The organism is Nitrosopumilaceae archaeon AB1(1) (assembly GCA_033471095.1).
Lineage (GTDB): Archaea > Thermoproteota > Nitrososphaeria > Nitrososphaerales > Nitrosopumilaceae > Nitrosoabyssus > Nitrosoabyssus spongiisocia.
In genome coordinates this window covers 75,059-101,110 of record CP136752.1, presented here as the reverse complement: position 1 = coordinate 101,110, position 26,052 = coordinate 75,059, and the positions used below count along the sequence as shown (strand labels likewise).

37 protein-coding genes are annotated in these 26,052 nt (G+C 35.2%); 18 read left to right on the top strand and 19 right to left on the bottom strand.

Features of this window, described 5'->3' with window-relative positions; genetic code table 11:
- Positions 1-604: 604 nt before the first annotated feature.
- From R1F52_00620 to R1F52_00585, 8 genes are all read right to left on the bottom strand, one after another.
- Positions 605-817: a hypothetical protein gene (locus tag R1F52_00620; protein WOV93178.1), complete on the bottom strand. Its 213-nt coding sequence runs from the start codon at positions 815-817 to the stop codon at positions 605-607.
- 880 nt (positions 818-1,697) lie between these two features.
- Complete coding sequence (locus R1F52_00615; GenBank protein WOV93177.1) at positions 1,698-1,886, bottom strand: hypothetical protein; 189 nt, start codon at positions 1,884-1,886, stop codon at positions 1,698-1,700.
- Positions 1,887-2,033: 147 nt separating this feature from the next.
- On the bottom strand, positions 2,034-2,207 hold the full coding sequence (locus R1F52_00610; protein WOV93176.1) for a hypothetical protein: 174 nt from the start codon (positions 2,205-2,207) through the stop codon (positions 2,034-2,036).
- A 72-nt stretch (positions 2,208-2,279) separates the two neighbouring features.
- Positions 2,280-4,430: a hypothetical protein gene (locus R1F52_00605; GenBank protein ID WOV93175.1), complete on the bottom strand. Its 2,151-nt coding sequence runs from the start codon at positions 4,428-4,430 to the stop codon at positions 2,280-2,282.
- Between the two features lie 9 nt (positions 4,431-4,439).
- The gene (locus R1F52_00600; protein ID WOV93174.1) at positions 4,440-4,697 is read right to left on the bottom strand and encodes a hypothetical protein; all 258 of its coding nucleotides are present in this window, start codon (positions 4,695-4,697) and stop codon (positions 4,440-4,442) included.
- 6 nt (positions 4,698-4,703) lie between these two features.
- Positions 4,704-5,459, bottom strand: a complete 756-nt coding sequence (locus tag R1F52_00595; GenBank protein ID WOV93173.1) for a hypothetical protein — start codon at positions 5,457-5,459, stop codon at positions 4,704-4,706.
- An 83-nt stretch (positions 5,460-5,542) separates the two neighbouring features.
- On the bottom strand, positions 5,543-6,580 hold the full coding sequence (locus tag R1F52_00590; protein WOV93172.1) for a hypothetical protein: 1,038 nt from the start codon (positions 6,578-6,580) through the stop codon (positions 5,543-5,545).
- Between the two features lie 859 nt (positions 6,581-7,439).
- Entirely contained in the window at positions 7,440-7,631 is a 192-nt protein-coding gene (locus tag R1F52_00585; protein WOV93171.1) for a hypothetical protein, read from the bottom strand.
- A 693-nt stretch (positions 7,632-8,324) separates the two neighbouring features.
- Here R1F52_00585 and R1F52_00580 point away from each other — a divergent pair.
- From R1F52_00580 to R1F52_00570, 3 genes are read left to right on the top strand one after another with little or no spacing between them, the layout of a single operon-like run.
- A complete protein-coding gene (locus tag R1F52_00580; protein ID WOV93170.1) occupies positions 8,325-8,666 on the top strand; it encodes a ribonuclease H-like domain-containing protein in 342 nt (113 codons plus the stop codon).
- 43 nt (positions 8,667-8,709) lie between these two features.
- Entirely contained in the window at positions 8,710-9,219 is a 510-nt protein-coding gene (locus R1F52_00575) for a hypothetical protein (protein ID WOV93169.1), read from the top strand.
- Entirely contained in the window at positions 9,216-10,166 is a 951-nt protein-coding gene (locus tag R1F52_00570; GenBank protein ID WOV93168.1) for a biotin--[acetyl-CoA-carboxylase] ligase, read from the top strand. The genes R1F52_00575 and R1F52_00570 overlap by 4 nt, the downstream gene beginning before the upstream one ends.
- On the opposite strand, the gene R1F52_00565 is transcribed toward R1F52_00570, so the two are convergent.
- Complete coding sequence (locus R1F52_00565; protein ID WOV93167.1) at positions 10,156-10,440, bottom strand: hypothetical protein; 285 nt, start codon at positions 10,438-10,440, stop codon at positions 10,156-10,158. The two genes, R1F52_00570 and R1F52_00565, sit on opposite strands and share 11 nt — an antisense overlap.
- 42 nt (positions 10,441-10,482) lie before the next feature.
- Entirely contained in the window at positions 10,483-11,310 is an 828-nt protein-coding gene (locus R1F52_00560; GenBank protein WOV93166.1) for a coenzyme F420-0:L-glutamate ligase, read from the bottom strand.
- 33 nt (positions 11,311-11,343) lie between these two features.
- Between R1F52_00560 and R1F52_00555 the strand changes: the two genes are divergently transcribed.
- Genes R1F52_00555 through leuD (R1F52_00535) form a run of 5 tightly spaced genes read left to right on the top strand, consistent with a single transcriptional unit; the run spans position 11,344 to position 15,087 of the window.
- On the top strand, positions 11,344-12,297 hold the full coding sequence (locus R1F52_00555; protein WOV93165.1) for an aconitase family protein: 954 nt from the start codon (positions 11,344-11,346) through the stop codon (positions 12,295-12,297).
- Complete coding sequence (locus R1F52_00550) at positions 12,284-12,598, top strand: aconitase family protein (protein ID WOV93164.1); 315 nt, start codon at positions 12,284-12,286, stop codon at positions 12,596-12,598. Before R1F52_00555 ends, R1F52_00550 begins: the two co-directional genes overlap by 14 nt.
- 15 nt (positions 12,599-12,613) lie before the next feature.
- Positions 12,614-13,090 carry a 3-isopropylmalate dehydratase small subunit gene (gene leuD / locus R1F52_00545; protein ID WOV93163.1) on the top strand — a complete coding sequence of 159 codons (477 nt, stop codon included), beginning with the start codon at positions 12,614-12,616 and terminating at the stop codon, positions 13,088-13,090.
- Positions 13,091-13,093: 3 nt separating this feature from the next.
- Entirely contained in the window at positions 13,094-14,500 is a 1,407-nt protein-coding gene (leuC, locus tag R1F52_00540; GenBank protein ID WOV93162.1) for a 3-isopropylmalate dehydratase large subunit, read from the top strand.
- Complete coding sequence (gene leuD / locus R1F52_00535) at positions 14,497-15,087, top strand: 3-isopropylmalate dehydratase small subunit (GenBank protein ID WOV93161.1); 591 nt, start codon at positions 14,497-14,499, stop codon at positions 15,085-15,087. The genes leuC and leuD (R1F52_00535) overlap by 4 nt, the downstream gene beginning before the upstream one ends.
- A 151-nt stretch (positions 15,088-15,238) precedes the next feature.
- On the opposite strand, the gene R1F52_00530 is transcribed toward leuD (R1F52_00535), so the two are convergent.
- The 5 genes from R1F52_00530 to R1F52_00510 form a co-directional block, all read right to left on the bottom strand.
- Positions 15,239-15,778 (bottom strand): sugar phosphate nucleotidyltransferase, encoded by a 540-nt coding sequence (locus tag R1F52_00530; protein WOV93160.1) that lies wholly within the window; start codon positions 15,776-15,778, stop codon positions 15,239-15,241.
- Between the two features lies 1 nt (position 15,779).
- A complete protein-coding gene (gene rpsI, locus R1F52_00525; GenBank protein WOV93159.1) occupies positions 15,780-16,223 on the bottom strand; it encodes a 30S ribosomal protein S9 in 444 nt (147 codons plus the stop codon).
- Positions 16,223-16,684 (bottom strand): 50S ribosomal protein L13, encoded by a 462-nt coding sequence (locus tag R1F52_00520; GenBank protein ID WOV93158.1) that lies wholly within the window; start codon positions 16,682-16,684, stop codon positions 16,223-16,225. Before R1F52_00520 ends, rpsI begins: the two co-directional genes overlap by 1 nt.
- Positions 16,677-17,021, bottom strand: coding sequence for a 50S ribosomal protein L18e (locus tag R1F52_00515; protein ID WOV93157.1), 345 nt, complete (start codon positions 17,019-17,021; stop codon positions 16,677-16,679). Before R1F52_00515 ends, R1F52_00520 begins: the two co-directional genes overlap by 8 nt.
- A gap of 106 nt (positions 17,022-17,127) precedes the next feature.
- Complete coding sequence (locus R1F52_00510) at positions 17,128-17,769, bottom strand: DNA-directed RNA polymerase subunit D (GenBank protein WOV93156.1); 642 nt, start codon at positions 17,767-17,769, stop codon at positions 17,128-17,130.
- A gap of 86 nt (positions 17,770-17,855) precedes the next feature.
- On the opposite strand from R1F52_00510, the gene R1F52_00505 reads away from it, so the two are divergent.
- The 7 genes from R1F52_00505 to R1F52_00475 are packed head-to-tail and all read left to right on the top strand — an operon-like array spanning position 17,856 to position 21,563.
- Complete coding sequence (locus R1F52_00505; protein WOV93155.1) at positions 17,856-18,545, top strand: ribosome assembly factor SBDS; 690 nt, start codon at positions 17,856-17,858, stop codon at positions 18,543-18,545.
- Positions 18,545-19,216 carry an exosome complex RNA-binding protein Rrp4 gene (gene rrp4, locus R1F52_00500; protein WOV93154.1) on the top strand — a complete coding sequence of 224 codons (672 nt, stop codon included), beginning with the start codon at positions 18,545-18,547 and terminating at the stop codon, positions 19,214-19,216. The genes R1F52_00505 and rrp4 overlap by 1 nt, the downstream gene beginning before the upstream one ends.
- A gap of 1 nt (position 19,217) precedes the next feature.
- On the top strand, positions 19,218-19,949 hold the full coding sequence (gene rrp41, locus R1F52_00495; GenBank protein WOV93153.1) for an exosome complex exonuclease Rrp41: 732 nt from the start codon (positions 19,218-19,220) through the stop codon (positions 19,947-19,949).
- Positions 19,946-20,752, top strand: a complete 807-nt coding sequence (gene rrp42, locus R1F52_00490) for an exosome complex protein Rrp42 (protein WOV93152.1) — start codon at positions 19,946-19,948, stop codon at positions 20,750-20,752. Before rrp41 ends, rrp42 begins: the two co-directional genes overlap by 4 nt.
- A 1-nt stretch (position 20,753) precedes the next feature.
- Entirely contained in the window at positions 20,754-20,963 is a 210-nt protein-coding gene (locus R1F52_00485; protein ID WOV93151.1) for a 50S ribosomal protein L37, read from the top strand.
- Positions 20,947-21,201, top strand: a complete 255-nt coding sequence (locus R1F52_00480) for a KEOPS complex subunit Pcc1 (GenBank protein WOV93150.1) — start codon at positions 20,947-20,949, stop codon at positions 21,199-21,201. The genes R1F52_00485 and R1F52_00480 overlap by 17 nt, the downstream gene beginning before the upstream one ends.
- Positions 21,201-21,563: a PPOX class F420-dependent oxidoreductase gene (locus R1F52_00475; GenBank protein ID WOV93149.1), complete on the top strand. Its 363-nt coding sequence runs from the start codon at positions 21,201-21,203 to the stop codon at positions 21,561-21,563. Before R1F52_00480 ends, R1F52_00475 begins: the two co-directional genes overlap by 1 nt.
- Here R1F52_00475 and R1F52_00470 read toward each other — a convergent pair.
- Together R1F52_00470 and R1F52_00465 are read right to left on the bottom strand one after the other, a co-directional pair.
- Positions 21,556-22,260 (bottom strand): hypothetical protein, encoded by a 705-nt coding sequence (locus R1F52_00470; GenBank protein WOV93148.1) that lies wholly within the window; start codon positions 22,258-22,260, stop codon positions 21,556-21,558. The two genes, R1F52_00475 and R1F52_00470, sit on opposite strands and share 8 nt — an antisense overlap.
- A 39-nt stretch (positions 22,261-22,299) precedes the next feature.
- Positions 22,300-22,773 (bottom strand): hypothetical protein, encoded by a 474-nt coding sequence (locus R1F52_00465; GenBank protein ID WOV93147.1) that lies wholly within the window; start codon positions 22,771-22,773, stop codon positions 22,300-22,302.
- An 84-nt stretch (positions 22,774-22,857) separates the two neighbouring features.
- Here R1F52_00465 and R1F52_00460 point away from each other — a divergent pair, with 84 nt between their 5' ends.
- Genes R1F52_00460 through R1F52_00450 form a run of 3 tightly spaced genes read left to right on the top strand, consistent with a single transcriptional unit; the run spans position 22,858 to position 24,745 of the window.
- On the top strand, positions 22,858-23,247 hold the full coding sequence (locus R1F52_00460) for a prefoldin subunit beta (GenBank protein ID WOV93146.1): 390 nt from the start codon (positions 22,858-22,860) through the stop codon (positions 23,245-23,247).
- Positions 23,248-23,281: 34 nt separating this feature from the next.
- Positions 23,282-23,962, top strand: a complete 681-nt coding sequence (locus R1F52_00455) for an ERCC4 domain-containing protein (GenBank protein WOV93145.1) — start codon at positions 23,282-23,284, stop codon at positions 23,960-23,962.
- Positions 23,963-23,992: 30 nt separating this feature from the next.
- Positions 23,993-24,745 (top strand): rhodanese-like domain-containing protein, encoded by a 753-nt coding sequence (locus tag R1F52_00450; GenBank protein ID WOV93144.1) that lies wholly within the window; start codon positions 23,993-23,995, stop codon positions 24,743-24,745.
- Here R1F52_00450 and R1F52_00445 read toward each other — a convergent pair.
- Positions 24,731-25,246 (bottom strand): nucleotide-binding protein, encoded by a 516-nt coding sequence (locus R1F52_00445; GenBank protein WOV93905.1) that lies wholly within the window; start codon positions 25,244-25,246, stop codon positions 24,731-24,733. The two genes, R1F52_00450 and R1F52_00445, sit on opposite strands and share 15 nt — an antisense overlap.
- Positions 25,201-26,016, bottom strand: a complete 816-nt coding sequence (locus R1F52_00440) for an NAD(+)/NADH kinase (protein ID WOV93143.1) — start codon at positions 26,014-26,016, stop codon at positions 25,201-25,203. Before R1F52_00440 ends, R1F52_00445 begins: the two co-directional genes overlap by 46 nt.
- Positions 26,017-26,052: the final 36 nt, after the last annotated feature.

Below are 26,052 nucleotides of genomic sequence, written 5' to 3'. Positions count from 1 at the left end.
ATCCCCTAGTAAACTGGTAAAACAGTATAGAAACCAGGCATTGGTTTTCTCAGAGCCCGCCTCAGAGAGATTTATGCCTCGCGCCCGCTAGGCACCCAAAAATTCAACATAAGGATTATAGAGCGACAGATAGTATTTGATTACCAAGTACCACCCGTCTCTTCCTATGGGGACAGTGAAAGAATACTCAGGCATATTATCCTTCACTGCTCACATTCATCTAACAGAACAAGTATGAATCAACGGGTATTGGCATCACCTTCATGTGTAGTTTTTTTGAAAAATTACCAATAAACAGGTAAGAGACACACATGAAAGGGATGTCCATCCTATCCTTCTGTACTCCATGTTTTTTTTAAGTGGGGTAATAGAGGGATTGAGTTTGGATGGAGGTGGACACCGTCATCATGTGTATCCAGCCCCCCCATGTTTGCGCCTCTTACTTTTGAGCTTATTCAAAAACACAGAAAACAATCAGCTGTTTTTTCGATGGGTAAAAGTAAACGCACAGCACCCCCATAATTGTGGAGATACTGTGCGTTTTTTTAGTATCATTGAGATACTAGGGAGAGAGCGACAACAGTCCGCGTGCCATGCATTTCCATCAAAAAAAGAAAGTCTTTGTTTTGTCCAACTTCTCCTTGTCCATTCCGGTGGAACTCGCTAGGGAGTTGGACAAAAATTGCCCACTTGAAGAGAGAAAAGTAATTTCTCCAAGTGGCACACGTTCGAAGTCATTTTGATCAAAATGACTTTGAAATAATGTTGGAAGAGTAGGAGCACGTAATCTCTCCAAGTGGCAGACTTTTGAATTCATTTTGATCATTCCAACGAATGATGAAACGAATCCATTTGGTGGAAATGAATGAGCGTCCAATCAAGGAGTATAGATTCACGTCCTTAATCTCCACATATGGGGCCGAGGTTCACGTCTTTATACTCTACGAGCAGCCCCGGCACTCCATTCATTTCATCAATACATCTGAAAAATGAATGCAGAAAAAACAAACTGCATCCATAAAAAGAGAATTGTATGTAGATGGGTTTGGCGATATGAATGCGTTAAAATTAATGCAGCAAGCAAGCGCGCAAAAGCGAAATTAGAGTGATAACCTATGAAGCGAGCTCTTGGCAGAGCTTTGTTGATGAATAGGGGTTTTCCTCCCGAACTTTTAAAAAATAATTTATATTAAAACATAGCGTAAAATTTTCAATAAATGATTAATTACTAGTGTATAGTATAGAAAATTGAGAATTGGCCATTAATGGTCACATAAGTTAGTTCATCGTTTTGAGGCAGTATTCGTTTAAACTGGAACACAATCTTTAATGCACAATACGTGTCATTAGTGTGGCCATTCTCCGTTTCATTATCAGTATAGTAATAATTAAACAAACCTAGAGTGAAAAATGGTTTATCTTAAAAGGGAAGTATGCTAAATACTTTTTGGGAAATGGTTAAAGCCATAATTGTTTAATAATAATAGATTTGACTAGTTATTATTTAGATATAGAGACAACGGGTTTAGATGAAGTTAAGGATAAAATTATTACAATACAGTGGGCAGAATTAGAAAGAAATACAGGGAAACTAATTGGAGATATACATATTCTAAAAGAATGGGAATCAGATGAAAAAACCATGTTAGATCAGTTTATGCAACAAACAAATATTGTTAGTAGTTATGATTTTGATTTTATACCGGTAGGATATAATTTGAAGTTTGAGCATAAATTAATTTTAGAAATTGTCTTGCAAGTCTTATTCGAATTCTTCGAGTATCCAAGTCTAACTCTACACCAACTACACCAAATGGGTCGTTGGTTCTTCCTGGATCACCACAAATTATTCGAATCGTACTAGCCTTTCGCTCCCCTATTGACATTAATTTTTTCACTCTTTGTGATACTTCTTTTGGGCATCAGGTATTGTAGAAGTAATTACAGTTATAGTAATTATTTTAACAATCCAATAAGATATCCAACCATCATCCCAATTCCAAAACTGCCAAATAATGCAATGTATACTGATTTTAGGATATCGCCCATAGTTTTCTCTTCTCTCCAGTTGGATCATATCTGAGATACATCAAATCAAGTAGTATCATAGAGTACAATACTGATGTCTGTTGTGGTGTGGCATCATCAAGTACAATCTCCTCATATGATTTTATAATCTCATCTAATTTGTCTAGGAATATATCCATGGTAAATTATAATATGAAGATAGTATTAAGTTGTGGTTAGCTGGTGTGCTAAAATGTTACAAAATATCATAATCAATTAGCTATTCTGATATAGTCTAGACCTGTATCTTCACTACTACTGCTCTGCAAAGATGTGATTTTTATCTTAAAGTTGTCATCCAAATATCTTGTGATGTTTATAGATTCATCTTCCCATTCATCAGTATCTTCATTGTTATCTGCACCCCACTTTGCAATTTCAGTCCAGGTATTTCCATTATACACCTCAATGGATAGATATTCACCTCTATCCAAGGATTTATCCACAAATCTTGATACCTCTAGTGTTGCAGATGAATAAGATGACAAGTCTATTGTATCACTGGTTAGTATGCAAGAGTTGTCACAATTTTTTGAAGAAATAAAATTACCTCCGTTTGGTGGTAAATCCTCATACCAAGAAGATACTACATTCCATCTGTTATCACCAGACTTGCTCCAATTTGTTAAGTCATCAAAGTTCTCATCAAATGATGAGGATGATGTTGTAGTACTTTCAGAAGATCCGGTGATAGTAACATTATCTATCTTGACAATATCATCATAGTATGACGATACACCTGTAAATTTTAGTTTGAATGTACTTGATTGATATGATGATATGTCTAGTGTTTCAGTGTGCCAAATAGAGTCATCTTTGTTATTATTTTGAGAGTAAAATGCAAGTTGAGTATATGATGCGCCATCATCAGTAGATACTGAAACTTTAAGTCCTTCATTTCTATCAACTCCTGTATCTATGTATCTATCAAAGCCAAGTGTTACAGCTTGGCTTGCATCAATAGTAATTGACTCCATGTAACAATTTCTGTCACAATCATCAGAAGATGCAACATATCCTGTAGTACCAGTTTGGCTACCTCGTTTTAACTCCCAATCCTCATCATCTCCAGTTAAGGTCCAGTTAGATAGTGTACCTTCAAAGTCATCAGAAAATATCGTACTGCCTGTTGGTGTTACAGTGGTTTCAGAAATTAAATTATTCAAACTAAACACATTATCTAGACTAGAATAACCATTATCATTCCAATCATTTTTAAATTCTAAAATTGAGGATGCAGGATAAGTATTTTCAGTTGATTCTTTTACATCAGTAAATGCAATCCATAATTTTGATTTTTGCTCATTCATATCATCTCCACTCTCTAAGGAATCATCATAAATATCCCATAATGCAGATGCAACCCAACCCTCGTTTGCAGTTCCCAAGTTTAAGGAATTTGTTGGAAATGATGTTCCTCCAGTTCCGTCTGGTGATGTATTATATTTTGCATTCTCGATGTTAATTGATTGTAAGTATGATGAAAATTTTAAAACAGGATCATTATACACTACAGCAGACATAAAATGTGCAAACCCTTCTGTCCATGCACATTCATTACTTGATATTCTATTTACTCCATGGTCATCACATCCAGTACCTAACGGTAAATCTGTGTTATAATCTAAACCATAAACTGAGTGATGTATTTTATGTGTGTATTCATGCATAATTGTATTAGGAGATTTAGCATCGTCAATAAAATGATTGTAAGTTGGAACAACCCTATGATTAAGTATGATTGTATTTGTTTCATGGTCGAAGAATGTTGATTTTATTAATCTTTCATCACCCCATTCTACAGTCACAAAAGGCACAGAATAACCAAAATATTCATTTATTTTATCATATCCATAATTTAATTCATCATAGATCAAGTAAGCTGTTGAAATTTTTTCCCTTGGAAATCCAGAATAGTTATCAGGACTAGTTGAAGGATAATGCAATCCCATATATCCTGAATTGCCTGACACGTTTGATTTTTGTTTAGCTGTAAAAAAAACCTGATTGATATTAATCCTATCTGAATTTTTAATTGTGAAATTATCATTCTCTAAAGAAAAAATAACTTTAACATCAGGTTGACTGTTACGATTATCCATATCTATATTTGGCACTGTTAAAGAATAATACCCTCTACTATTAGTGGTAGAACAAATTTCTTGGTTGTTGAATTGTTGTGCATATGCAGGAAGAACCGAATTATATTCTAATACACAAACTTTTACATTTTGTGCAGATGTTAAACGTTCATTCTCATCATTTAAATAAAAATATCCTCGTACGCTAATATCATCACTAGCTGCATATGCATAAGGAAGTAAAAAGTAAGAAAATATATTTTCGAAACTCTGTCCTATCAAGTCAGGATATTAAGTAAAAAATTCATCGATAAACTCAAAGGTGTATGATTCATTAAATAGATAATCCACAATATTGGAAATATTATTATCCATGATATATTGTGCAGTTTCAGGAATATCCTCTATAGTTTTACCATTACTATTCTCAAATTCAAATTGTCTCGCTTTTTCAAGATCTTCTAATTCATCTGCAGTTGGTTCAGGATAATAATACTCATCAAATGTTTTTCCAGTTGCATCCATCTCTGCAAGTGCGTATTCATGCATTCTGTCTTAATCAGCTAATCTAACTGCATCGGGATTAGGAGGGCTCTGCATACCACTAGGTACAAATGGAGAATCAGAAATGTTTATCGTCCCTAGTGGACTTTCCTGCAGATACAAATCAAAATTATTACCAAATCCTATAGTAACTCCTATAACATGAAAATATTGTAAATCAAGTAAACTGTCGATTTGATATGTTAGGGTTTTACTGTGAGGACCCACTTCATCATAAATCATTGGTTGTTCGTAAAAATTGTAATTATTACCCCAACCAAGCTGATATCCTGTAGAATTACCAGTCATTGCAAAGTCAGAATTATTTATAAAATCAGTTCCACTAAATACACTTGTTTGAAGCTCAGTATCATGAGCGTATGAAACAAGTTCGTTGTCATATTGAGATGCAGTTTCTGATATTTCAAGTTCGCCTGTATCGTCATCTATTACATACTCACCTGTATTTTCATCTATTTCATATTCTACCCATGTCCAATGTGCAGTTACATCAAATGGAGTTCCCTTTTGTACCTGTGTTGGAAAATCTAGTGAAACCTTTGGCCATAATATATGACTACCTGTATTATAATGACCACTTTTAGTTGTCATGGTTATTGTTTTAATTGAGATTTCATTTACAGTTTCGGTATTTTCTGTCTCCATTCTATCAGAGACAGAAATTGATTCCTCTAAGAAAATAAACGTTGTTGCGCCAATTACAGTTAGTGCCATTGCTGCAATGAATACTAGTTTATTTTTTTGCATTATAATACTTTGAAGATACTTTTCTATATAGCTGATCCAAAATGCTTAAAGCCAATAATTAATTTAATTAGATTTTTGATTTATCACCATTCTATATCATCATCATCTTCAACGTAATGATCATCCTCATCATCATCCTCTACATTCCATTCGCCCCATGATCCATCCCCTCTGTTCTGGTCTGCCATCATTCCAAATATTGAATCCTGGCCTATGGTAAATTTACATAAATACTCTTGATTGGGATCTTCTTTGGAGGAGGCAATCATGTCTTCTATTTGTGCTTTGGTAAACAGGTTGCCTTCTGCCTCCCAAATATCATATACCATCATAACAAAGTCTTGAGGGTCTTTGAATATTTTATAAAACATTTTGATTGGGCCTTTGGGAGTAGATACCAAAAACAAATCAGAACCGTTACTTCTCACAATTGGCATGATACTGTTAAAGACTGGTGTGTCATCAACTAGCTTCCATTTTGCTGCCTCATCCATGAATATGCATTTGTATTTGGTATCCCCTGTGAGTGCTTCCTCACTAGCTGGAAATGCCTCAACAACTGTGTCATTTACTAGTTTGATATCCCTGCCTTTTAGTGGTCCTTCTAATACTGGTTTGATATTTGCAAATAGTCTGTAAAATCGTCTAAGGTCTTTTCGTGCCAGATTACCATTGGTGGCTGCCATGATTCCAACGTTAGCTCCTGCATATCTAGAAAAACAATAGTACTGAATTACTCTTAGTACAATTTCTGTAAATCCCATCTGACGTCCTTTGTTAAGATGGAATTTATGGGCTAATCTCAACCAGTCAGACTTTTCCACACCTTCTGGCTGGGAGACTGTATCATTTACTTTATTAAAAAAATCCACCTGAAATGGTGTCAGTGGTTCTGATAGTCCAGTTCCTGGATGTTGTGGTAGGCCAACTACATGTGTTAAACAACAATAATCTTCATGGTAATTTTCTTTGGTATGATGTAAGGTATTATTACCACACCAGAACTGTAATGTACTTAATTTATCACATAGTGCATTACCTCCAAGTATAACAGATGATTCAATTTCATCTATTTTTTCAGACTCTAAGAGTGGGTATATTGATATCTTCTTTTTAACCAATGGTAAAATTATTTATCATTAAAGGAACTAAAGAATAAAATCATTTTATTTTTATAAATGGGTATCAAAGTAAAGCGGGTTTCTCATACCGTCGGGTTAACATTGGGCAAGGATGTACCAAATATCCCCGTAGGGTTAACACTCTACTCCGTACACTCCCTCTGCAAATGATAATCCTTGTTGGTTGCGCCAACAACGCAACCTAACAAACACCGTTCCACTTTAGGGAGATAGACCCCCCGAGGGCAACTTCGGTATCCCCTAGTAAACTGGTAAAACAGTATAGAAACCAGGCATTGGTTTTCTCAGAGCCCGCCTCAGAGAGATTTATGCCTCGCGCCCGCTAGGCACCCAAAAATTCAACATAAGGATTATAGAGCGACAGATAGTATTTGATTACCAAGTACCACCCGTCTCTTCCTATGGGGACAGTGAAAGAATACTCAGGCATATTATCCTTCACTGCTCACATTCATCTAACAGAACAAGTATGAATCAACGGGTATTGGCATCACCTTCATGTGTAGTTTTTTTGAAAAATTACCAATAAACAGGTAAGAGACACACATGAAAGGGATGTCCATCCTATCCTTCTGTACTCCATGTTTTTTTTAAGTGGGGTAATAGAGGGATTGAGTTTGGATGGAGGTGGACACCGTCATCATGTGTATCCAGCCCCCCATGTTTGCGCCTCTTACTTTTGAGCTTATTCAAAAACACAGAAAACAATCAGCTGTTTTTTCGATGGGTAAAAGTAAACGCACAGCACCCCCATAATTGTGGAGATACTGTGCGTTTTTTTAGTATCATTGAGATACTAGGGAGAGAGCGACAACAGTCCGCGTGCCATGCATTTCCATCAAAAAAAGAAAGTCTTTGTTTTGTCCAACTTCTCCTTGTCCATTCCGGTGGAACTCGCTAGGGAGTTGGACAAAAATTGCCCACTTGAAGAGAGAAAAGTAATTTCTCCAAGTGGCACACGTTCGAAGTCATTTTGATCAAAATGACTTTGAAATAATGTTGGAAGAGTAGGAGCACGTAATCTCTCCAAGTGGCAGACTTGAATTCATTTTGATCATTCCAACGAATGATGAAACGAATCCATTTGGTGGAAATGAATGAGCGTCCAATCAAGGAGTATAGATTCACGTCCTTAATCTCCACATATGGGGCCCGAGGTTCACGTCTTTATACTCTACGAGCAGCCCAGGCACTCCATTCATTTCATCAATACATCTGAAAAATGAATGCAGAAAAAACAAACTGCATCCATAAAAAGAGAATTGTATGTAGATGGGTTTGGCGATATGAATGCGTTAAAATTAATGCAGCAAGCAAGCGCGCAAAAGCGAAATTAGAGTGATAACCTATGAAGCGAGCTCTTGGCAGAGCTTTGTTGATGAATAGGGGTTTTCCTCCCCGAACTTTTAAAAAATAATTTATATTAAAACATAGCGTAAAATTTTCAATAAATGATTAATTACTAGTGTATAGTATAGAAAATTGAGAATTGGCCATTAATGGTCACATAAGTTAGTTCATCGTTTTGAGGCAGTATTCGTTTAAACTGGAACACAATCTTTAATGCACAATACGTGTCATTAGTGTGGCCATTCTCCGTTTCATTATCAGTATAGTAATAATTAAACAAACCTAGAGTGAAAAATGGTTTATCTTAAAAGGGAAGTATGCTAAATACTTTTTGGGAAATGGTTAAAGCCATAATTGTTTAATAATAATAGATTTGACTAGTTATTATTTAGATATAGAGACAACGGGTTTAGATGAAGTTAAGGATAAAATTATTACAATACAGTGGGCAGAATTAGAAAGAAATACAGGGAAACTAATTGGAGATATACATATTCTAAAAGAATGGGAATCAGATGAAAAAACCATGTTAGATCAGTTTATGCAACAAACAAATATTGTTAGTAGTTATGATTTTGATTTTATACCGGTAGGATATAATTTGAAGTTTGAGCATAAATTTATTTTAGAAAAATTATATTTTATTGAATTTAATCACATTATCAATCCTCCATATTATTTAATATTTAATTTTAAATCAAATTTGATAAGTTAATGTACAAACTAACATTTTTAACATCATGATATATCTATAAATCGTGAATGATGATACTATAGAAATTACTGTTTTAGGAGCAATTAAGCGTGGATGTAAGAAATTTAATAAAATTAAAAACATGACTAAATTACCGTCTACCGATATCAATTCTGCCCTTGAGCGCCTTGAGAAAAATCATATGATCAGAGTTGAAGAAAAGAGTGGTTGGTTGGGTAAAAAAATTGAAATCACTACAACTAGACGCGGTGATGATGAATTGGATGTAAAAATACAAGTAATGGAACAAAATTGGAGCAAAATGGCAACTGCCTATGAATCTGGTAATAAGAAAGATGTTCGACAATTTATGGATAGTAATCGTTCTATTCTACCAACGATGTTATTTTTTGGAATCATTGACATGGTGATGTTTTCAATGATGTTCAGTATGATTGGTTCAACAATGACAGACTATATCCCAACTGAAAGTATTCCTGATGGTTATGGCGGAGATGGAATAGACGATGGTGGTATGGACGATAGCAGATTTGACTTTGATATTGGTTTTTGATTCACACATCTTTTAGCCAATTAGGAAAATTTGTCAATCTTTTAAAAAAGAATTCTGAAGATACTGTTAAACCCAATGTTGATTTACTAAATTTGAAATCCTCTGAAATTGAGAATAACGTAAAAACCTTAAAGGCGTTGGGGTATGATATAACTGATAATCTTACACTAGTGTCAATCCCTGATGATTTGTTACCGTGGGAGGTTCAAAATAATCTTAATACTCGTTTGATGGGAAATAGAATTTACTATATGGATGAGGTAAAATCTACTCAAGATATAGCCATAGAGATGGCAACAAACCCTCTTGAGAATGGCACCGTAATAATTGCTAAAACTCAAACACATAGTCGTGGAAGACAAGACAAACAATGGATATCTCCACCGGGTGGAATTTGGATGTCTATAATTATAAAACCAAATTTTGAGCCGATTAATAGCACACTTGTACCGGCGTGTATTTCTCTAGCTATTGCAAATGCAATACAAAGTATCATTGGGATTTCTGTAAATTTGAAATGGCCAAATGATATTATGATTGGTGATAAAAAAGTTGCAGGTATTCTAATCGATTCAGTCATGGCACAAGAAATAATCTCCTATATGGTAATTGGCATAGGAATTAATCTTAATGTAAATGCCAAAGAGATATCAAAGAATATGTCTGAATCGGTAGACGTTGCTAGTCTTAATTACTCTGGAAGTCGTATAGAATTTATTCAAAGTATACTGCGTAATATAGAGTTCACATTTAACATGATTGGTAAAGATCATGATAAAATCATAAATGATTGGACTGGTCTTTCTTCTACCATAGGTAAGATGGTTACTGTTACCACTTTACAATCTACTATAACTGGTAAGGCATTACGACTTGACCCTGATGGGGCACTAGTAATATCAAATGATTCTATACATAGAGTTTTGTCCGGTAGCCTTACCTTTTAGACTGTTTTTTCTTTCGTACAGTCTGTAGTAGTGTGACTAGTTCTTTTTGCATTTTTATCATACTCTTTAGTGTATTCTCTAATCCTCTGGTGTATTTCATATATTCATTCAACATTTTTTCATTAATGTCTAGTCTCTTTATCAATGATTCGTTGTTCCGCAAGAGATTTGTGTTATTTATCATCTCTGGGCTATCTGTAATCTTGGGGAGTTTTTCAATATCCTTTTTTAATTTTAAAATATTTTGCCACATAATTTTCACATCATCATTCATAACCTGATGTGTATGTTTAACATCTTAAATATTTCCACATTATTATACATTAATGCTATGTGACAAGCTTTTCACATAAATACATTGATCGTATGGTATGGTCATCTCATCAGGATAAATTTTTCTATCTGTCATTGTAACGTTTGAGCCTCTAATCAGAACTACTGGAACAGATTCATCCCCCTCGCCCATTACATGATTTGCGCTGGTAGCAAGACTATCTGCAGTGGCCTGCAATGTGACACGTAATGGTTTTTTTTCTAAATCCATTGTCGCACGCTTATCCTTAATTGGTTCCATACCTGCACATGCTATTGCAACACTACATGTTCCGACCCTGGCAGGTAGTAATCTGCTATCTGATATAATTATCCCGATTAATTTCAAAGATTCTAAAAATATTTTTTTTCTAATTTGTTGTGCAATTACATATGGTTCTTTTGGGTATAGAATAAAACTATTCAATCCATTTGATCCGTCAACTCCTGCATTTGGGGCCATTATATCGTCTGATGTGGCCAACGCAAATCCTGCTACACCTCCATGAATTTTATCTGCTTCACGTATTACCACCTCTGCTATATCTAAACTCATTTGCAACTTTGTTGCCAAATCATATCCCAATTTTGATCTCTTTACTTTTTTATCAATTAATCTTCCTTGCGAATATGAAACAAATTTACTAGATACTACTAGTATATCCCCTGTCTGAATATCCTCTCTCACAGAGTCATAAATTATACCTGACAAGTCAAAATGTTGTTTTTGCTTTGAAATCTTGATAGGACGTATTATTAATTCTGGCATTATATAATTATGTGATGCATTCTTTTTGTTTGTTTTGAATTCCTTGAAACTAGACTCGCACATAAGATTTTAATTCCTAGTATATCATTTTTATTTATGAATATTACAGAAAAAATTCTTGCTAGAGCATCAGGCAAGACTAGTGTATCTCCAGATGATGTCATATTTGCAAATGTAGACAAAGTCATGTTACACGATGTATCTGGACCTGGTGTGATCAAAGTATTTGATAAACTATCCAAACAAGGAATTGATGTCTCTAAACTTCACTCCCCTGACAAAGTTTGGGTGGCCGAAGATCACTTTGTTCCTAGTGCCGAAAAAATATCTGCTGAAAATATTAACAAATTATCAAAATTTACTAAACAATATGGAATAAAGAAACACTTCAAGTATGGTCTAGGCCAACATGGTATTTGTCATACTCTGTCACATGAAGAAGCACTAGTTTTACCTGGTGAAGTGTATGTTGGTGGTGACTCTCACACAAATACAACTGGAGCTCTTGGAGCATTTGCATGTGGATTAGGTCACACTGACATTGCATATGTATTGTTGAATGGTAATATATGGTTCAAGGTTCCAGAAACTATTCTGATCAATCTTGATGGAGAATTACCACCTTTTGTTATGGCTAAAGATTTTATTCTTAAAATTATTGGTGATCATGGTACTGATTGCGGAACCTACAAGACACTACAATTTGGTGGTAGCGGTATAGATGTAATGTCTGTGGAAGAGAGACTTACCCTTACAAATATGACTACAGAGGCAGGTGCTAAAAATGGCATAGTGGAATCTGATCAAAAGACTGTAGATTATCTCACACAACACGGAGCTACTAATGTGAAGACGCTTCATTCAGATGATGACGCACAATACTCTAAAGTGATTGATTATGATGCGTCTACCATGGAGCCTATTGTAGCAAAACCATTCTCTCCGGCAAATACCACTCCTGTGCGTGAGGCTCCTAACGTTGAGTTGGACAAAGCATACATTGGTTCGTGCACTGGTGCAAAATTCGAAGATCTGGTTGCCGTCAGCTAAAATCTTAAAGGGCAGAACTGTAAAAATTCGTACACAAATTCTTCCAGCTGCAATATCTATCTATCAGAGGGCTTTGGATAAAGGTCTAATACAACTTTTTTTGAGCGCTGGGGCCACAATCGGTCCTCCAACGTGTGGAGCGTGCTGTGGAGCGCATATGGGGGTATTGGGAAAAGACGAAATTTGCATTAGTACGACAAACAGAAACTTTCCTGGCAGAATGGGGGATATTGATTCACAGACATATCTTGCATCACCTCTTGTCAGCTGCTGCCTCTGCCATTACTGGAAAAATTACTGATCCGAGGGATTTTCTTTGAATGGAAAAGTGGTAAAATATGATCGTGATAATATCGACACTGATGTTATCATACCTGGTACATATCTGAAGATTCATGATTATGCTGAACTTGCAACACATGCTATGGAAGGTTTAGATCCTGATTTTCATTCTAAAAAAGCTACATTTGTGGTGGCAGGTAAAAACTTTGGTTGTGGTTCTAGTCGAGAGCACGCTCCAATAACTCTGTCTCATAGTGGAATAAAGGCAGTTATCGCCGTATCTTTTGCTAGAATTTTTTATCGAAATAGTGTAGATGGAGCATTTCTACTCCCGATAGAGATTGATGCTAATACATACAATTCTATTTCCGACGGTGATGAAATTGCTATAAATTTAGATGAGAACAAATTAACAAACACTACTCAAAACACTACTCATTCTATAAAACCATTTCCTGAAATTATACAAAAAATTATTACTGCCGGTGGACTCTTTCATCTCAAGGTATGATTTATGGCTCAAACATTATTTGAAAAAATTTGGTCATCACACGTTATAGTTGATGGTAAAGATGATCCCTCTTTATTATACATTGATCGTCATCTAATTCATGAAGTAACCTCTCCACAGGCGTTTGATGGATTACGTGTGAATAATAGAAAAGTGCGTCAACCTGATCTTACCATAGCTACTATGGATCATAATGTTCCTACTAGCCCTCTGACAATAGTAGATGATACTTCTAAATCTCAGATTAAAGCTCTATCTAAAAACTGTAAAGATTTCGGAATTAGACTATTTGATATGGATAGTGCTCAACAGGGAATTGTACATATTATTGGTCCTGAATTGGGTATAACTCTGCCCGGTACCACCATTGTATGTGGTGATAGCCATACATCTACACATGGTGCATTTGGCTCTCTTGCATTCGGTATTGGTACTAGTGATGTAGAACACGTACTTGGCTCTCAAACATTATGGATGAATAAATTATTATCATTTGAGATATCTGTAACTGGAAAAAGACAACACCCGCATGCTGTAACTGCCAAAGATATCATACTGAGCATAATACGTGATATTGGAACCCAAGGAGGGATGGGACATGTTATAGAATATCGGGGTGACACAATACAAGAGTTGTCAATGGAGCAACGTATGACTATCTGTAATATGTCTATTGAGGGTGGTGCAAGGGCTGGACTAATTGCACCAGATGAAACTACATTCGCTTATATTAAAAATAGAATGTTTACACCTGAAAATTATGATGAATTAGTTGAACAGTGGTCTGACACATTATACACCGATGCTAACGCATCGTTTGCAAAAAGTCATACAGTTCACGCTGATAGACTTGAACCACAAGTAAGTTGGGGTACCAATCCTGGTATGACATGTGATGTGACAGATAGAGTTCCAAATCCTAAAGAATATGCTCAGGGTGATGAAGGCAAATTAAAGAATGCACAACAGGCCCTTCAGTATATGGATCTGCAACCTGAAACTCTAATCACTGACATCGCTATTGATAGAGTATTTTTGGGATCTTGTACTAATGCACGATTGGAAGATCTAATAGAGGCATCCAAAGTGGTTAAGGGCAATAAAATTGCGCCTAGCGTAAAGGCAATGGTAGTTCCTGGCTCTCAGAGTGTAAAACGAGAGGCTGAAAAGTTGGGTCTGGATAAAATATTCTTGGATGCAGGATTTGAATGGAGAGGTGCTGGATGTAGTATGTGTCTAGGCATGAATCCTGATATTTTAAAGCCGGGAGAGCGTTGTGCAAGTACATCAAATCGTAACTTTGAGGGAAGACAAGGCTACAAGGGACGTACCCACCTTGTCAGTCCTGTAATGGCCGCTGCTGCTGCCATTGAGGGTCATTTTGTAGATACACGGAAGATTATACCATGAAACCGTTTAAAGTAATTACTAGTTTTACTACTCCATTGAATAAAACTAATGTGGACACTGATCAAATAATCCCTAAACAATTTTTAAAATTAATTACCAAATCTGGCTTTGGTGATTTTCTATTTTATGATTGGAGATATGAAAATGGCTCTCCTATACAAAATTTTGTATTAAATGATCCAAAGTATAAAGATTCTAAAGTTTTAGTATCTGGTGAAAATTTTGGGTGTGGGTCTAGTCGTGAACATGCTGTTTGGTCTCTTTTGGACTATGGTTTTAATGTAGTTCTTGCTCCTTCTTTTGCTGATATCTTTCAGAGTAATTGTATTAAAAATGGTCTAGTTCCAATATCCCTTCCTGATGATACTATCCACTGGCTACTTGAAACAACAAGACAGGTAAAAGTTAATCTAGAAAATCAAATGATTCGTGCTGATGATAAAGATATTTCATTTGAATTTAATTCATTTCAAAAGAATGTTTTACTGAGGGGGCTAGATGATATCTCTCAGACTTTAAACTATGAGAAAGAAATCACTCAATTTGAGAAAAACTCTAAGACTCCATCGATTGTACAATCTGTTTAACTATTTTTGGATTTCTATCTAGTACGGTAGGGGATTCTATATCCAACCATAGGGTCTGTCTAATATTGTATGCACAAATTTGTCGTGTACTGGACAATTTTTGTAATATGTCATAAGATAGATTCACGCTAGGATTATCTACCTCTCTTATTCACTGTAAAATCTTTTCATTTAGTATGTATATCCCTAGACACTCATTCATTGGAAGACTGATCTTTGGTTTTTCGACAAACTCTACAATTATGTCATTTTCCACCTTTGCAAATCCCGTCTCTTCTCTCTTTTCATCTCGTGTTGCAATACAAGCTATACAATTATTTTTTCTGTATAATTTTATCATGGCGTCTAAATCTATGGCACATAAATTGTCTACAAACCATAAAATAAAATCCTCCTCTTTCTTTATGGATTTGACATGAATTAAATCCCCTGCTGTACCGCTATCTGTATCTTGTACAAATGTAATCTTTGGCATATTTTTTAATGATTCTATATGATGTTTGATTTGACCGCCAAGTTTTTTATAATCTGCGATAATAATAATCTCATCAATAATTTTAAATGAATTTACATATTCGACTATTCTCTCTACAAGTGGTTTATCTAAAATTGGAATCATAGCTTTTGATATATAACTTGTAAATGGTCTGCCACGCGTTCCATGCCCACCGGCTAAGATAATGATTTTCACTTTAACGATATGATTTTTGCTTTCTGCGTCTGGCGCCAGGTCCGCCGAACTTTTTAGGTTCTTTGCGTCTAGCATCTCCACTGATCAAATATTTATCATATGCAAGTATCTTCTCTTTAATCTCCTTTCGAGTAGCTTTGTCTAGTGGGTGGCTAGTTGGATCTTGTTTATTTTTTGTCCAACCGGTAAGTGCTCTGGATATGGCAGTAGCTGCAGCTCCGGACTGTCCCATAAATCCACCGCCACTTACCTTTACAACAACATCTATTTTTTGACGAATATTACCAATCAACTCAAAAGGAATTAGTATTAATTCTCTAGCAGTTATGTGCTCTACCATCTCTACTGGTATGTTGTTTATTCTTACCACGCCTGATCCCTTTGTGATTAAGGCATGTGCATGTGCCGATTTTCTAGTGGCGTAATAGAGTTGTTTCTTGTCCATTATACAGTCCACCCTATAGTTAGTCCCAGCTCTTCCATAGTAGTATATGCAGATGTTCTTCTTGTAATCATCGCCTTTTTGAATTGCAATCTTTTGATCGAACGTAACTCCTTTGGTGATCCGATATATGCTCTTAATCTTTTGTGAGCTTCACGACCAGATGTTTTTTTCCTTGGCAGCATACCTCGAATCATTCGACTGATTATGGTATCCGGGCGTCTTGGATGAAATGGTCCGTGCTTTGGATTTAATATACTGGAAATTTCTAAAAATTCTCTATACTCTCTGATTATACTCTTTCTAGCGCCACTGATCATTATTTTTTCACAATTAATTATTGATACTCTGTTTCCTTCTAACAGTAATTTGCTTACCATAGAAGATAATCTTCCTGCAATGTGATCGGTACCGTCTACCACTATGTGATCTGGATTTAATGATTTTGTATTTTCTTTATCCAAGTATGATCACTCCTGTACCAGTTGGTTTCTCTTTTATGATGTTTGAAAATTCAACAATCTTACCTCCTGCATCTAATACCTTTTGAGCAGCGGTATTAGATATTGCAAATGAGCAGAGTGTAATTTTATAATCCAATAGACCAACCCCTAACACCTTTCCGGGAAATACTATAGTATCTCCATCTTTACTAAATTTTGCAATTTGTTTTATGTTGGTTACTTTGTGTGCTACTCTGGATTTTGTCACACATTTTGCTATCTTTGTCCAAATTGGCGCCTTGTTTGCAGTTCCTGCAGCCTTTAATTCCTTGATTAGACTCGTTGGATATTTACTCATATATCGAGTAAATCATATTACCCAAATATAATATATGCACTACATTGTATCTATTTTGAAAAACTATGCCTCAATTCCTCTATTTTATATAATAAAACTTTGATTTTTATACATTCAATTCTTTTACTTTGCTTTTAAATTCTTTCATCTTTTCACCAAGTTCTTCAACGGCTTTATTAATCACCATTTCTGGGCTTAGTGCTCCTGTACCCTCAACTATTAACACATATTCCTCTGGGTTGTCTCCTGGAATTAACACTGCTATGTTTGACGAATTCCATTTAGCATGCTCTGTACCTCTTCCGAGTCTTGCGTATGCTTCTATGTGAATACTTTGACCAGGTGCCAAAATTGCGATTGGAATTCCTTGGGATGTTGGCTTTACATCTGTATCTTCTGATATTAATTCATCAGACATTACAGTATATGTCTCATTTCTACTGTCAGCCTGTAATACCAACATGACTCTGCAGTTTATACAACCAATCTCACTATTACATTTACAAGCATGGGGCTCTGCAAATCTTGTGAGATTAGTCTTTAATGGTATCATGCCTAATCTGTGAGCGAGATCTTCATCTGTCATTACTGTGAAATTTTTAATTACATCGATCGAGTCTATTGCCATTATTGGTACCTGATTCAAACAGATACGTCTAAGGGCATTAGCATATTGAATTGGTACACCTTTTATACTGACCCACAGTCTATTGTTTTTCTTCTCAATAACTTTTACTTCTACTACCAATACCAATTTAAGTTTTATTATGAATATAAACCTATGATTTTTACTATTAATATAGATTAATATCCATAATTTATTTAGTTTAGTGTATGGCAGATAAGGTTAGCGTAGTACGATTTACTCATGCCGGAGAGAAATTTGAGATTTTGGTAAAACCAGATCCTGCTTTGGATTTTAAAACTGGTAAGATATCTGATCTGTCTAAGGTATTGATCTCTGATGAAATTTATTCTGATTCTAGCAAGGGCACTAGGGTATCTGGAGAGAAATTACAAAAAGCGTTTCAAACCCAAAACGCATCTGAGATTGCCAATATAATTATGAATAAAGGCTCTTTGAATCTTACTACTGATCAGCGTAGACATATGGTAAATGAAAAACGTAAACAGATAATTGATCATATCGCCAAAACCTATGTTGATCCTAGAACTAAATTACCTCATCCGCCTTTGAGGATTGATCAGGCTATAAAAGATGCTAGAATTTCGATAGATCCAGATGTCAAAGCTGAGGAACAAGTCAAGGATATAGTAGAAGGACTTCGTTCTATAATCGCATTAAAATCAGAAAATTTGGAACTAGACATACTCATTCCTGCACAATATGCTTCAAAATCATACTCTGTGCTAAAATCTGTTGGTACTCTGAAAAACGAAGAATGGCAGACAAATGGTTCTCTTAAAGCGATACTAGAAATACCAGCCGCTGTAAGACCTACTGTGATAGATAAACTAGGTTCTGTTACTAAAGGAACAGCGTCAGTTGAGGTGCGTCAATAATGTCTGATAGACAACAAGTCATACCCGGTGAAGTCATTACAAATCAGGCTTTACGTCTAGAATCAAATGTGCAATTCCATGGTAATGACATCATATCTACAATAACTGGCTACTCTGAAATCGCTGATAGTGGTGTTCGAGTTCTTCCACTTACTGGTAAATACATGCCAAATATTGATGATCTGATTGTAGGTAAGGTTGTATCTCACACATCTCTTTCTTGGGAGGTTGATATCAATTCGTGTTACTCTGGAGTATTACCTGCTCAGGATGTATTCGGTAGAGATTATAACGCACATGCTGATGAATTAAATGTAAAACTTGCTAAAGGTGATATGATAGCAGCTAGAATTGTAAACTTTGATAGAACACGTGATCCTCTAATTACTGTCGCAGATCGTGATTTGGGTAAGATTGATTCAGGACTATTAGTTCCAATCACATCAGGAAAGATTCCAAAATTAATTGGAAGAAGTGGTTCCATGATACAGTTAATTGAAGATATAACAAAATCAGTGCTCACAGTAGGACAGAATGGTTTGATTGTGGTAAGTAATGATGATTCCGTTGGATTATTAAAGGCGGTAAAGGCTGTTGAAATGGTGAATAAAGAGGCACATATTGCTAACCTGACTGACAGGGTAGAAAAAATGTTGAAATCGAGTGATTAGAATGGGTGGAAGAAAAAGTACAATGGTATTGTTGGACGATAAAGGTCTACGTTGCGATGGTAGAAAAATTGACGAACCACGTAAGGTCACCATCAAAGCAGGAGTGTTGAAGAATGCAGATGGTTCAGCGTATATTGAATTTGGAGATAATAAAATTTTAGCAGGAGTGTATGGCCCTAGAGATGTGCATCCAAAACACCTCTCTAATGTTGATACTGGAATTCTTCGATGTAGATATCACATGACTCCATTTTCAGTTCCAGAACGTAAAAGACCTGCACCTTCTAGACGTGAGATTGAGATCTCTAAAGTAATTAAAGAGGCATTAATTCCAGCTGTGATTTTAGATGCATTTCCACGAACGGTTGTTGATGTATTTATCGAAGTTTTACAAGCAGATGGTGGTTCTAGATGCGCTGCCCTTGATGCTGCTGCAGCAGCTCTTGCTGATGCAGGAATACCAATGCGTGACTTGGTATGTGCATGTGCTGTAGGTAAAGTGGAAGATACTATAGTTTTAGATATTAATAATGAAGAGGATCAAGCAGGTCAAGCAGACATGCCAGTTGGATACATGCCAAATCTTGACAAAATAACACTTTTACAACTAGACGGAGTTCTTACACCTGAAGAATATTCAAAGTGTATCTCCACTGCAATTGATGGTTGTAAACAAGTTTATGAGATTCAAAAACAAGCTCTTCATGATAGATTTTTTGGTAGTGAATTATGACCCATACAACAATAATTGATAATTTGAAACGTAAACATATTCTGACACTTTTAGATAATGGTACTCGCTCTGATGGTAGGGCATTGGATCAACCTCGTGAATTAAAAATAGAGCCAGGTGTTATTCCAAAAGCAGAAGGTTCTGCACGTGTATTCCTTGGTGATACTCAGGTAGTCACTGGAGTAAAAGTTCAACCCGATAGACCATACCCAGACGCCGGTGATCGTGGTATGTTGATGTGTACTGCAGAGATTCTTCCTCTTGCTCATCCTGATGCTGAACCTGGACCACCAAATGAAAAAATTATAGAGATAGCTCGAGTCGTAGACAGAGGAATTCGTGAAAGTCATATGATTGATTTATCCCAATTAGTAATTGAGCAAAACAAATCTGTAGTTGGCGTCTTTACTGATAATAGTGTGATAGATGACTGTGGGAATTTATTCGATGCATGTTCTTTTGCATCTGTTGCTGCTCTGAATAATACCAAACTTCCAAAATGGGAGATGAAGGATGATGCTCCAACCTTGGTCGAAGGTGATGTGTCTAAACTACCAATACTTACAACACCAATATCTGTAACCATGGTTAGAATTGATGATCATATTATTGTAGATCCTGATGCAGATGAATGGCTCTGTCTTGATGCACGTGTAACAATTACTAGTGATTCTGATGGAAACATTTGTGCACTACAAAAAGGTGGTAATGGTGGATTTACTATGGAGCAATTGATACATTGTGGTGAATTAGCTACGTCTATTGGGAAAAATATTAGAAAAATTTTACAGGATGCTGCATAATATGGCAAAGAAAAAATCACTCAAAGGTCTTGGCGCTCGATATGGTATCAAACTTCGTAAACAATATACCAAAGTCCATATGTTATTAAAAGAAAAACGATACTGCCCTGCCTGTGGCTCTGCAAAATTTAGCAGAGAATCTGTTGGTATATGGTCTTGTCCAAAATGTGGTTGTAAAATAACTGGTACAGCTTATGACGTTAAACTTTAAAGTTGATATCTCTATTAATACCAGAGCTTATTCAAAATCCATCTCTGATTCCTTAAAGACTGATGAAAAATACTATCTTGAAAATCCAACAAAAACAAATATCTCTCATACTGGTGATACGGTACATATTGGCATAACCTCTAATCATCTACCGCATATGAGAGCTAGTGTTAATTCAATTCTTAGACTGGCTCAGGTAAGTTTTGATACTTTAGAGTCTACAAAAGGTGTGTTTTGATGGGAAGATTTGATTACCTAAAAGGTTTTGATTGTATATCCCTCGAGTCTACTCGTAAAGACAATACCCCTGTACAAACTACTGTATGGTTTGTTGTGCTGAATGACAAATTGTATGTCACCACTAAAAGTGGCACGGGTAAAGTTAAAAGAATACAACATACGTCTGCTGTACGATTTATGCCTTGTACCTCCAAAGGCATCTCCAAGGGTGAATGGGATAGTGGAAATGCAATATTTGTTACAGGCGCTATTGTGGATAAAATTATTTCTTTGCGTAAGAAAAAATATGGTTTTCGAGCTCGTCTAGCTGGAATGATGTCATCTTTCAAAGGTGAAACCATTGTTATTGTTATTACTTAATTTGATGTGTATCATTATACCAGTTTATCGACTCTTGTAGTTTTTCTTTTGAAATTAATCCATTCTCTGTAATTTTTTTATACATCTGAGGATACACAAATTCTTTTTTTGAATACTCTAATATTTTATCAAAATTTCCCTCAAAATAATCTGTTATAGCACCTGATCCCTGAGTCTCTTTTGTAGGAAGTTGATATGCATGTGCAAGCACATCGTGCTTTAATCCCCTAGACGTAAAATTATTCAGAGGTAAATGCATCTGTAGAAAATCAATAAACATAGGTCTGCTTATCAGACGTTGATAAATGAATTTTTTCTCAAATATCTCCTTTTTTATCATTCTGTTGTATAGGAAAAATATGTCAAAACTTAGTATATTGTGCCCAATTATGTGTAGCCTGTCCTTACTTGAACCATATGATAAATCAGACAAGATGTCAAAAAACTTTCTTAATATTGTCTTCTCGTCACTTTCCCATTCCTTTAGCCTAAAAATATGGGCATCATTTATCTGATATGTAATCAACATTACCTTTCCCTCTAATGGATTCAGTGCCCCTCTTTGAGACAACCAGTATAATTCCTTCTCCTCTGAATTTCTTGTTAGCTCTCCGGATTCTACTCTTCTTTGTGAATCCAGATATAATTCTGGTTTTATGTCAGGTATTGTTTCTATATCTATAAAGAGATTTGGCATATTGAAATAATTATATAATCTAAATTAAATCTTGCATATCTAGGCAAATTTTTCAACGCTTGTATTTACTTTGATGTTAACTGCCTGTCCACTATTAATTATAAAGAATGGCTGTCCAAACTGATCAAATTTATCCATCACTCTTATAAATTCATTCACTACAAGTTTAACTTTTACAATTGTTCCATTTTTGATAATCTCATATGCGTTCCATGGTTCACTATTTGTTATCGGTTCTATCTCTTGCATCATATCTTTGGTAATTTGTTGTGGATTTGGAAGAGGTAATGTTGGAGTACCACATTCTCTATTTGGTGCAAATACTACAAAATGATTTTGAAATTGCATTTTATAGTTTGGTTTATCTGAATTGGTAGTAGAGATAGTATCTTGCTGTATTCTAGTTATGAAAGTTCTACCTCTAATTATTATGTCATTTTTAAATTCATATTGATTCCAATCCTCTTTGATTACTCTGAACTCAATATTTTCTTTACCCGTCAAATCACTCATTATACAATATTATACGTATCCAAATTTTAAGATCGCGTTTTCATACTAGATAGGAATATAAGAATATGCTGATTTTCTCTATTTATGTCAAATCCTCAGATCCCACCATGGCTACAAGAACAGATTATGAAATTTCAACAATCTCAGCAAAATCTACAGCACATCTTGATGCAAAAGCAAGAATTACAAAGACAGACAAGTGAATCGAAACATGCCCTTGAGGAGTTGGAAAAGGCAAGTGATACTGACACTGTCTATAAACGCGCCGGCTCTATAATGATAAAATCCAAAAAATCTATTCTTATCTCTGACTTGGGAGAGATTCAGGAACTTGCAAAGACAAAATCTGCGGTGCTAGAAAAACAAGAAACTCAACTTAAAACATCACTGCAAGAACAAGAGACCAAAATTAATGAAATGATTACAAAAACTCAATCTCAACCCGGTACTACCAATCTTAATCCTCCAAAATAACAAAACATTTTAAACTAAATCATTATCTCATTTCATGAGTTTATCCAAATTACGTATTGTAGTTGATGATCGAGAAAGAAAAAGTAGGATCCCTAATCTTTTGAAAGCTATTGGAATAACTGTTACTATGAAGACACTTTCTGTAGGAGATTATGTTGTAGCACCAGAGGTTGTAATTGAAAGAAAAAGTATACGTGATTTAATCGCCTCTGTATTTGATGGTAGACTGTTTGATCAGTGTAACAGATTAAAAAAATACTATAAACATCCAGTTTTACTAGTTGAAGGCGATGTAATTGAGATTGAAGATATGACTGAAAACCCCTTAATTTTCTACGGTGCTCTATCTTCTGTAATTTTAGAATACAATATCCCTGTACTTCACACCCCTACAGCTGAGCATACAGTAAAATTATTGGTCGCTATGTGTTCGAGAAAAGAAAATTCCAAGGGACCATTAATTAAAAAGATCAAAAAATCAAACAATATTCAACAACAACAATTGTCAGTATTATCTAGTTTACCCGGAGTGGGCGAAAAGATAGTGATTCGTATGTTGGAGAAGATGCACACTCCACTCAATGTTCTCAATGCAACTAGTGTTGATCTTGGTAAAATTCAAGGCTTGGGTACTGCAAGAGCTAAAAAAATACACAGTATGTTACATAAGCAAAATAAACATGAAATTATAAATGATCAATCAAAACTTGATTAGATACAAATAGTTGTTATTGTTATACATTGTATGCTTGTAACTATTCCTTGGCTCAAGGAGAATTATAAATCTCCCAATACGATTCTTTTAGACACACGTCCTGCATTTGTGTATAAAAATGGACATATCTCTAATGCGCATTCTTTTCCTGTCGATAAAGTATTGACTCCAAATCAGTTTGGTGCACACCTAGTGGCCGATTCCAAAGTAATCGCATCGTCACTTTCTGCTTTGGGGGTTGATACTTTAAAGACCATAATACTATACGGTGATGCCCAAAATCCTTCTTTGACTAGAGTTGCATGGACACTAGAGTATCTAGGACTTGAAAATATCAATTTATTAGATACAAGCGCAAATCAACTTGAAAAATATGATATCCCACTTGTCAGAGAAGTTCCTACACCAACTCCTGCAGAATTTGTACCTGTAGTGAAACCAAATCTACGAATAACAACTGACACATTACAGCAATCTCACACTGACTATTCTCTTCTTGATGCTAGATCTCCTCAAGAGTACATGTCTGCACATCTTCCCAATGCATTATCTTTTCCATTTGAGAGAGGTGTTGGTACGGATGGATGTATATTTTTAAACACAGATAATTTGAAAAAAATCTATCAAAATATTCCAACGAATAAAAAAATTATTTGCTATTGTGCACACGGTCATCGCGCGTCCAATTTATTTTATCAGTTGAGAGAATCTGGATTCACAAATGTATTAGTTTATGATGGCTCTATAATTGATTGGCATGGTCATAAACTACCTCTTGAGTAATTTTCTATTCAAGATTCCACCACATCTATCACAGTTTGTTACACCATTGAAATTCACTTTACATCTTGGACAATAATATATCCATTTACCTACATGCTTTATCCCCTTTGTCATGATTGGTATGACATTAATTTTCATTGTTTTTGCAACATTAGACATTGCAAAATCATCTGTAATTAATTCACCATTTAGATTTTTACACAGAGCTAAAACCGATATGTCTTGTTTTGATAATTTTGTTATATCATTTGTTTGCCTTGCTAAATCTTTTACAATTTTAATATCTTGCTCATCTGCTTCTGCTATCTTTAATCTACCTGTATCAATTAATACCTGTGTCATATCATATTTTCCTTTAATGTGTTGGATTTCATCTAGTATCTGCGGTGTGGTATAACTTGTTGTCTCTGAGGTAAATGGCAGTCCTGAATAAAATGCACTGGCATCTAGTACCTCTAGAAACCAAGGCGATTCATCTGCCTTAGACCTTGCTTTTTTAATCTAACAAAAACTGCCCGTTTTTTGTAGAATTTTACAGTAATTGTCTGATCAAATTCTGATGATTTAATCACTTGTGCATCCATTACAATATTACACCCATGAGAGCAATTAATCTCAATCTTATCATCTGGAACTACGATTGACGCTAATCTATACACGGGGGCCACAGGTGTAATTATCAACACATCTAGACTCTCATGTAGAATTGGGCCTCCTAGTGAGAATGAATGCCCTGTAAATCCACTAGGGGTTGCAATTATCACACCGTCCATCTTTTGCTTTACAGTATCATTTTGAAATTTGATCTCAAATTCTGCAGTCTTTGTTAGATTTTTTCTATTAATATATATCTCATTTAATGCAGGTGGAAACTCTTCCCCGTTACACGATGCTACTAGACGTATTCTTTTATCCAACCAAATTTTGTCTGCTATAATCTGATTAATAGCATCATCGATCTGCTCAATTTTGATTTCAGATAATATACCTCTATTCCCACCAACATTTATTGTCAATACTGGTGTCTCTTCACTCAAATATCGAAATACACGCAGTGTAGTGCCGTCTCCTCCTAGTGTAACTGCAAGATTTAATTTTATATTTGCAATATCTTTAATTGATTTTAATTTTTTTGCTCCATTCACATCTATTGGTGATATTGTGAATACATTAGATTTTTTTTTTAGAAATTTTTCAGCAACCTTTTTTGCAACATCTTCTGATTCTTCTGAACCCACTTTACTAATTATAGCAACATTATTGATCTTCAAACTATTATCCGTATATTCATTTATATAAAAATCATG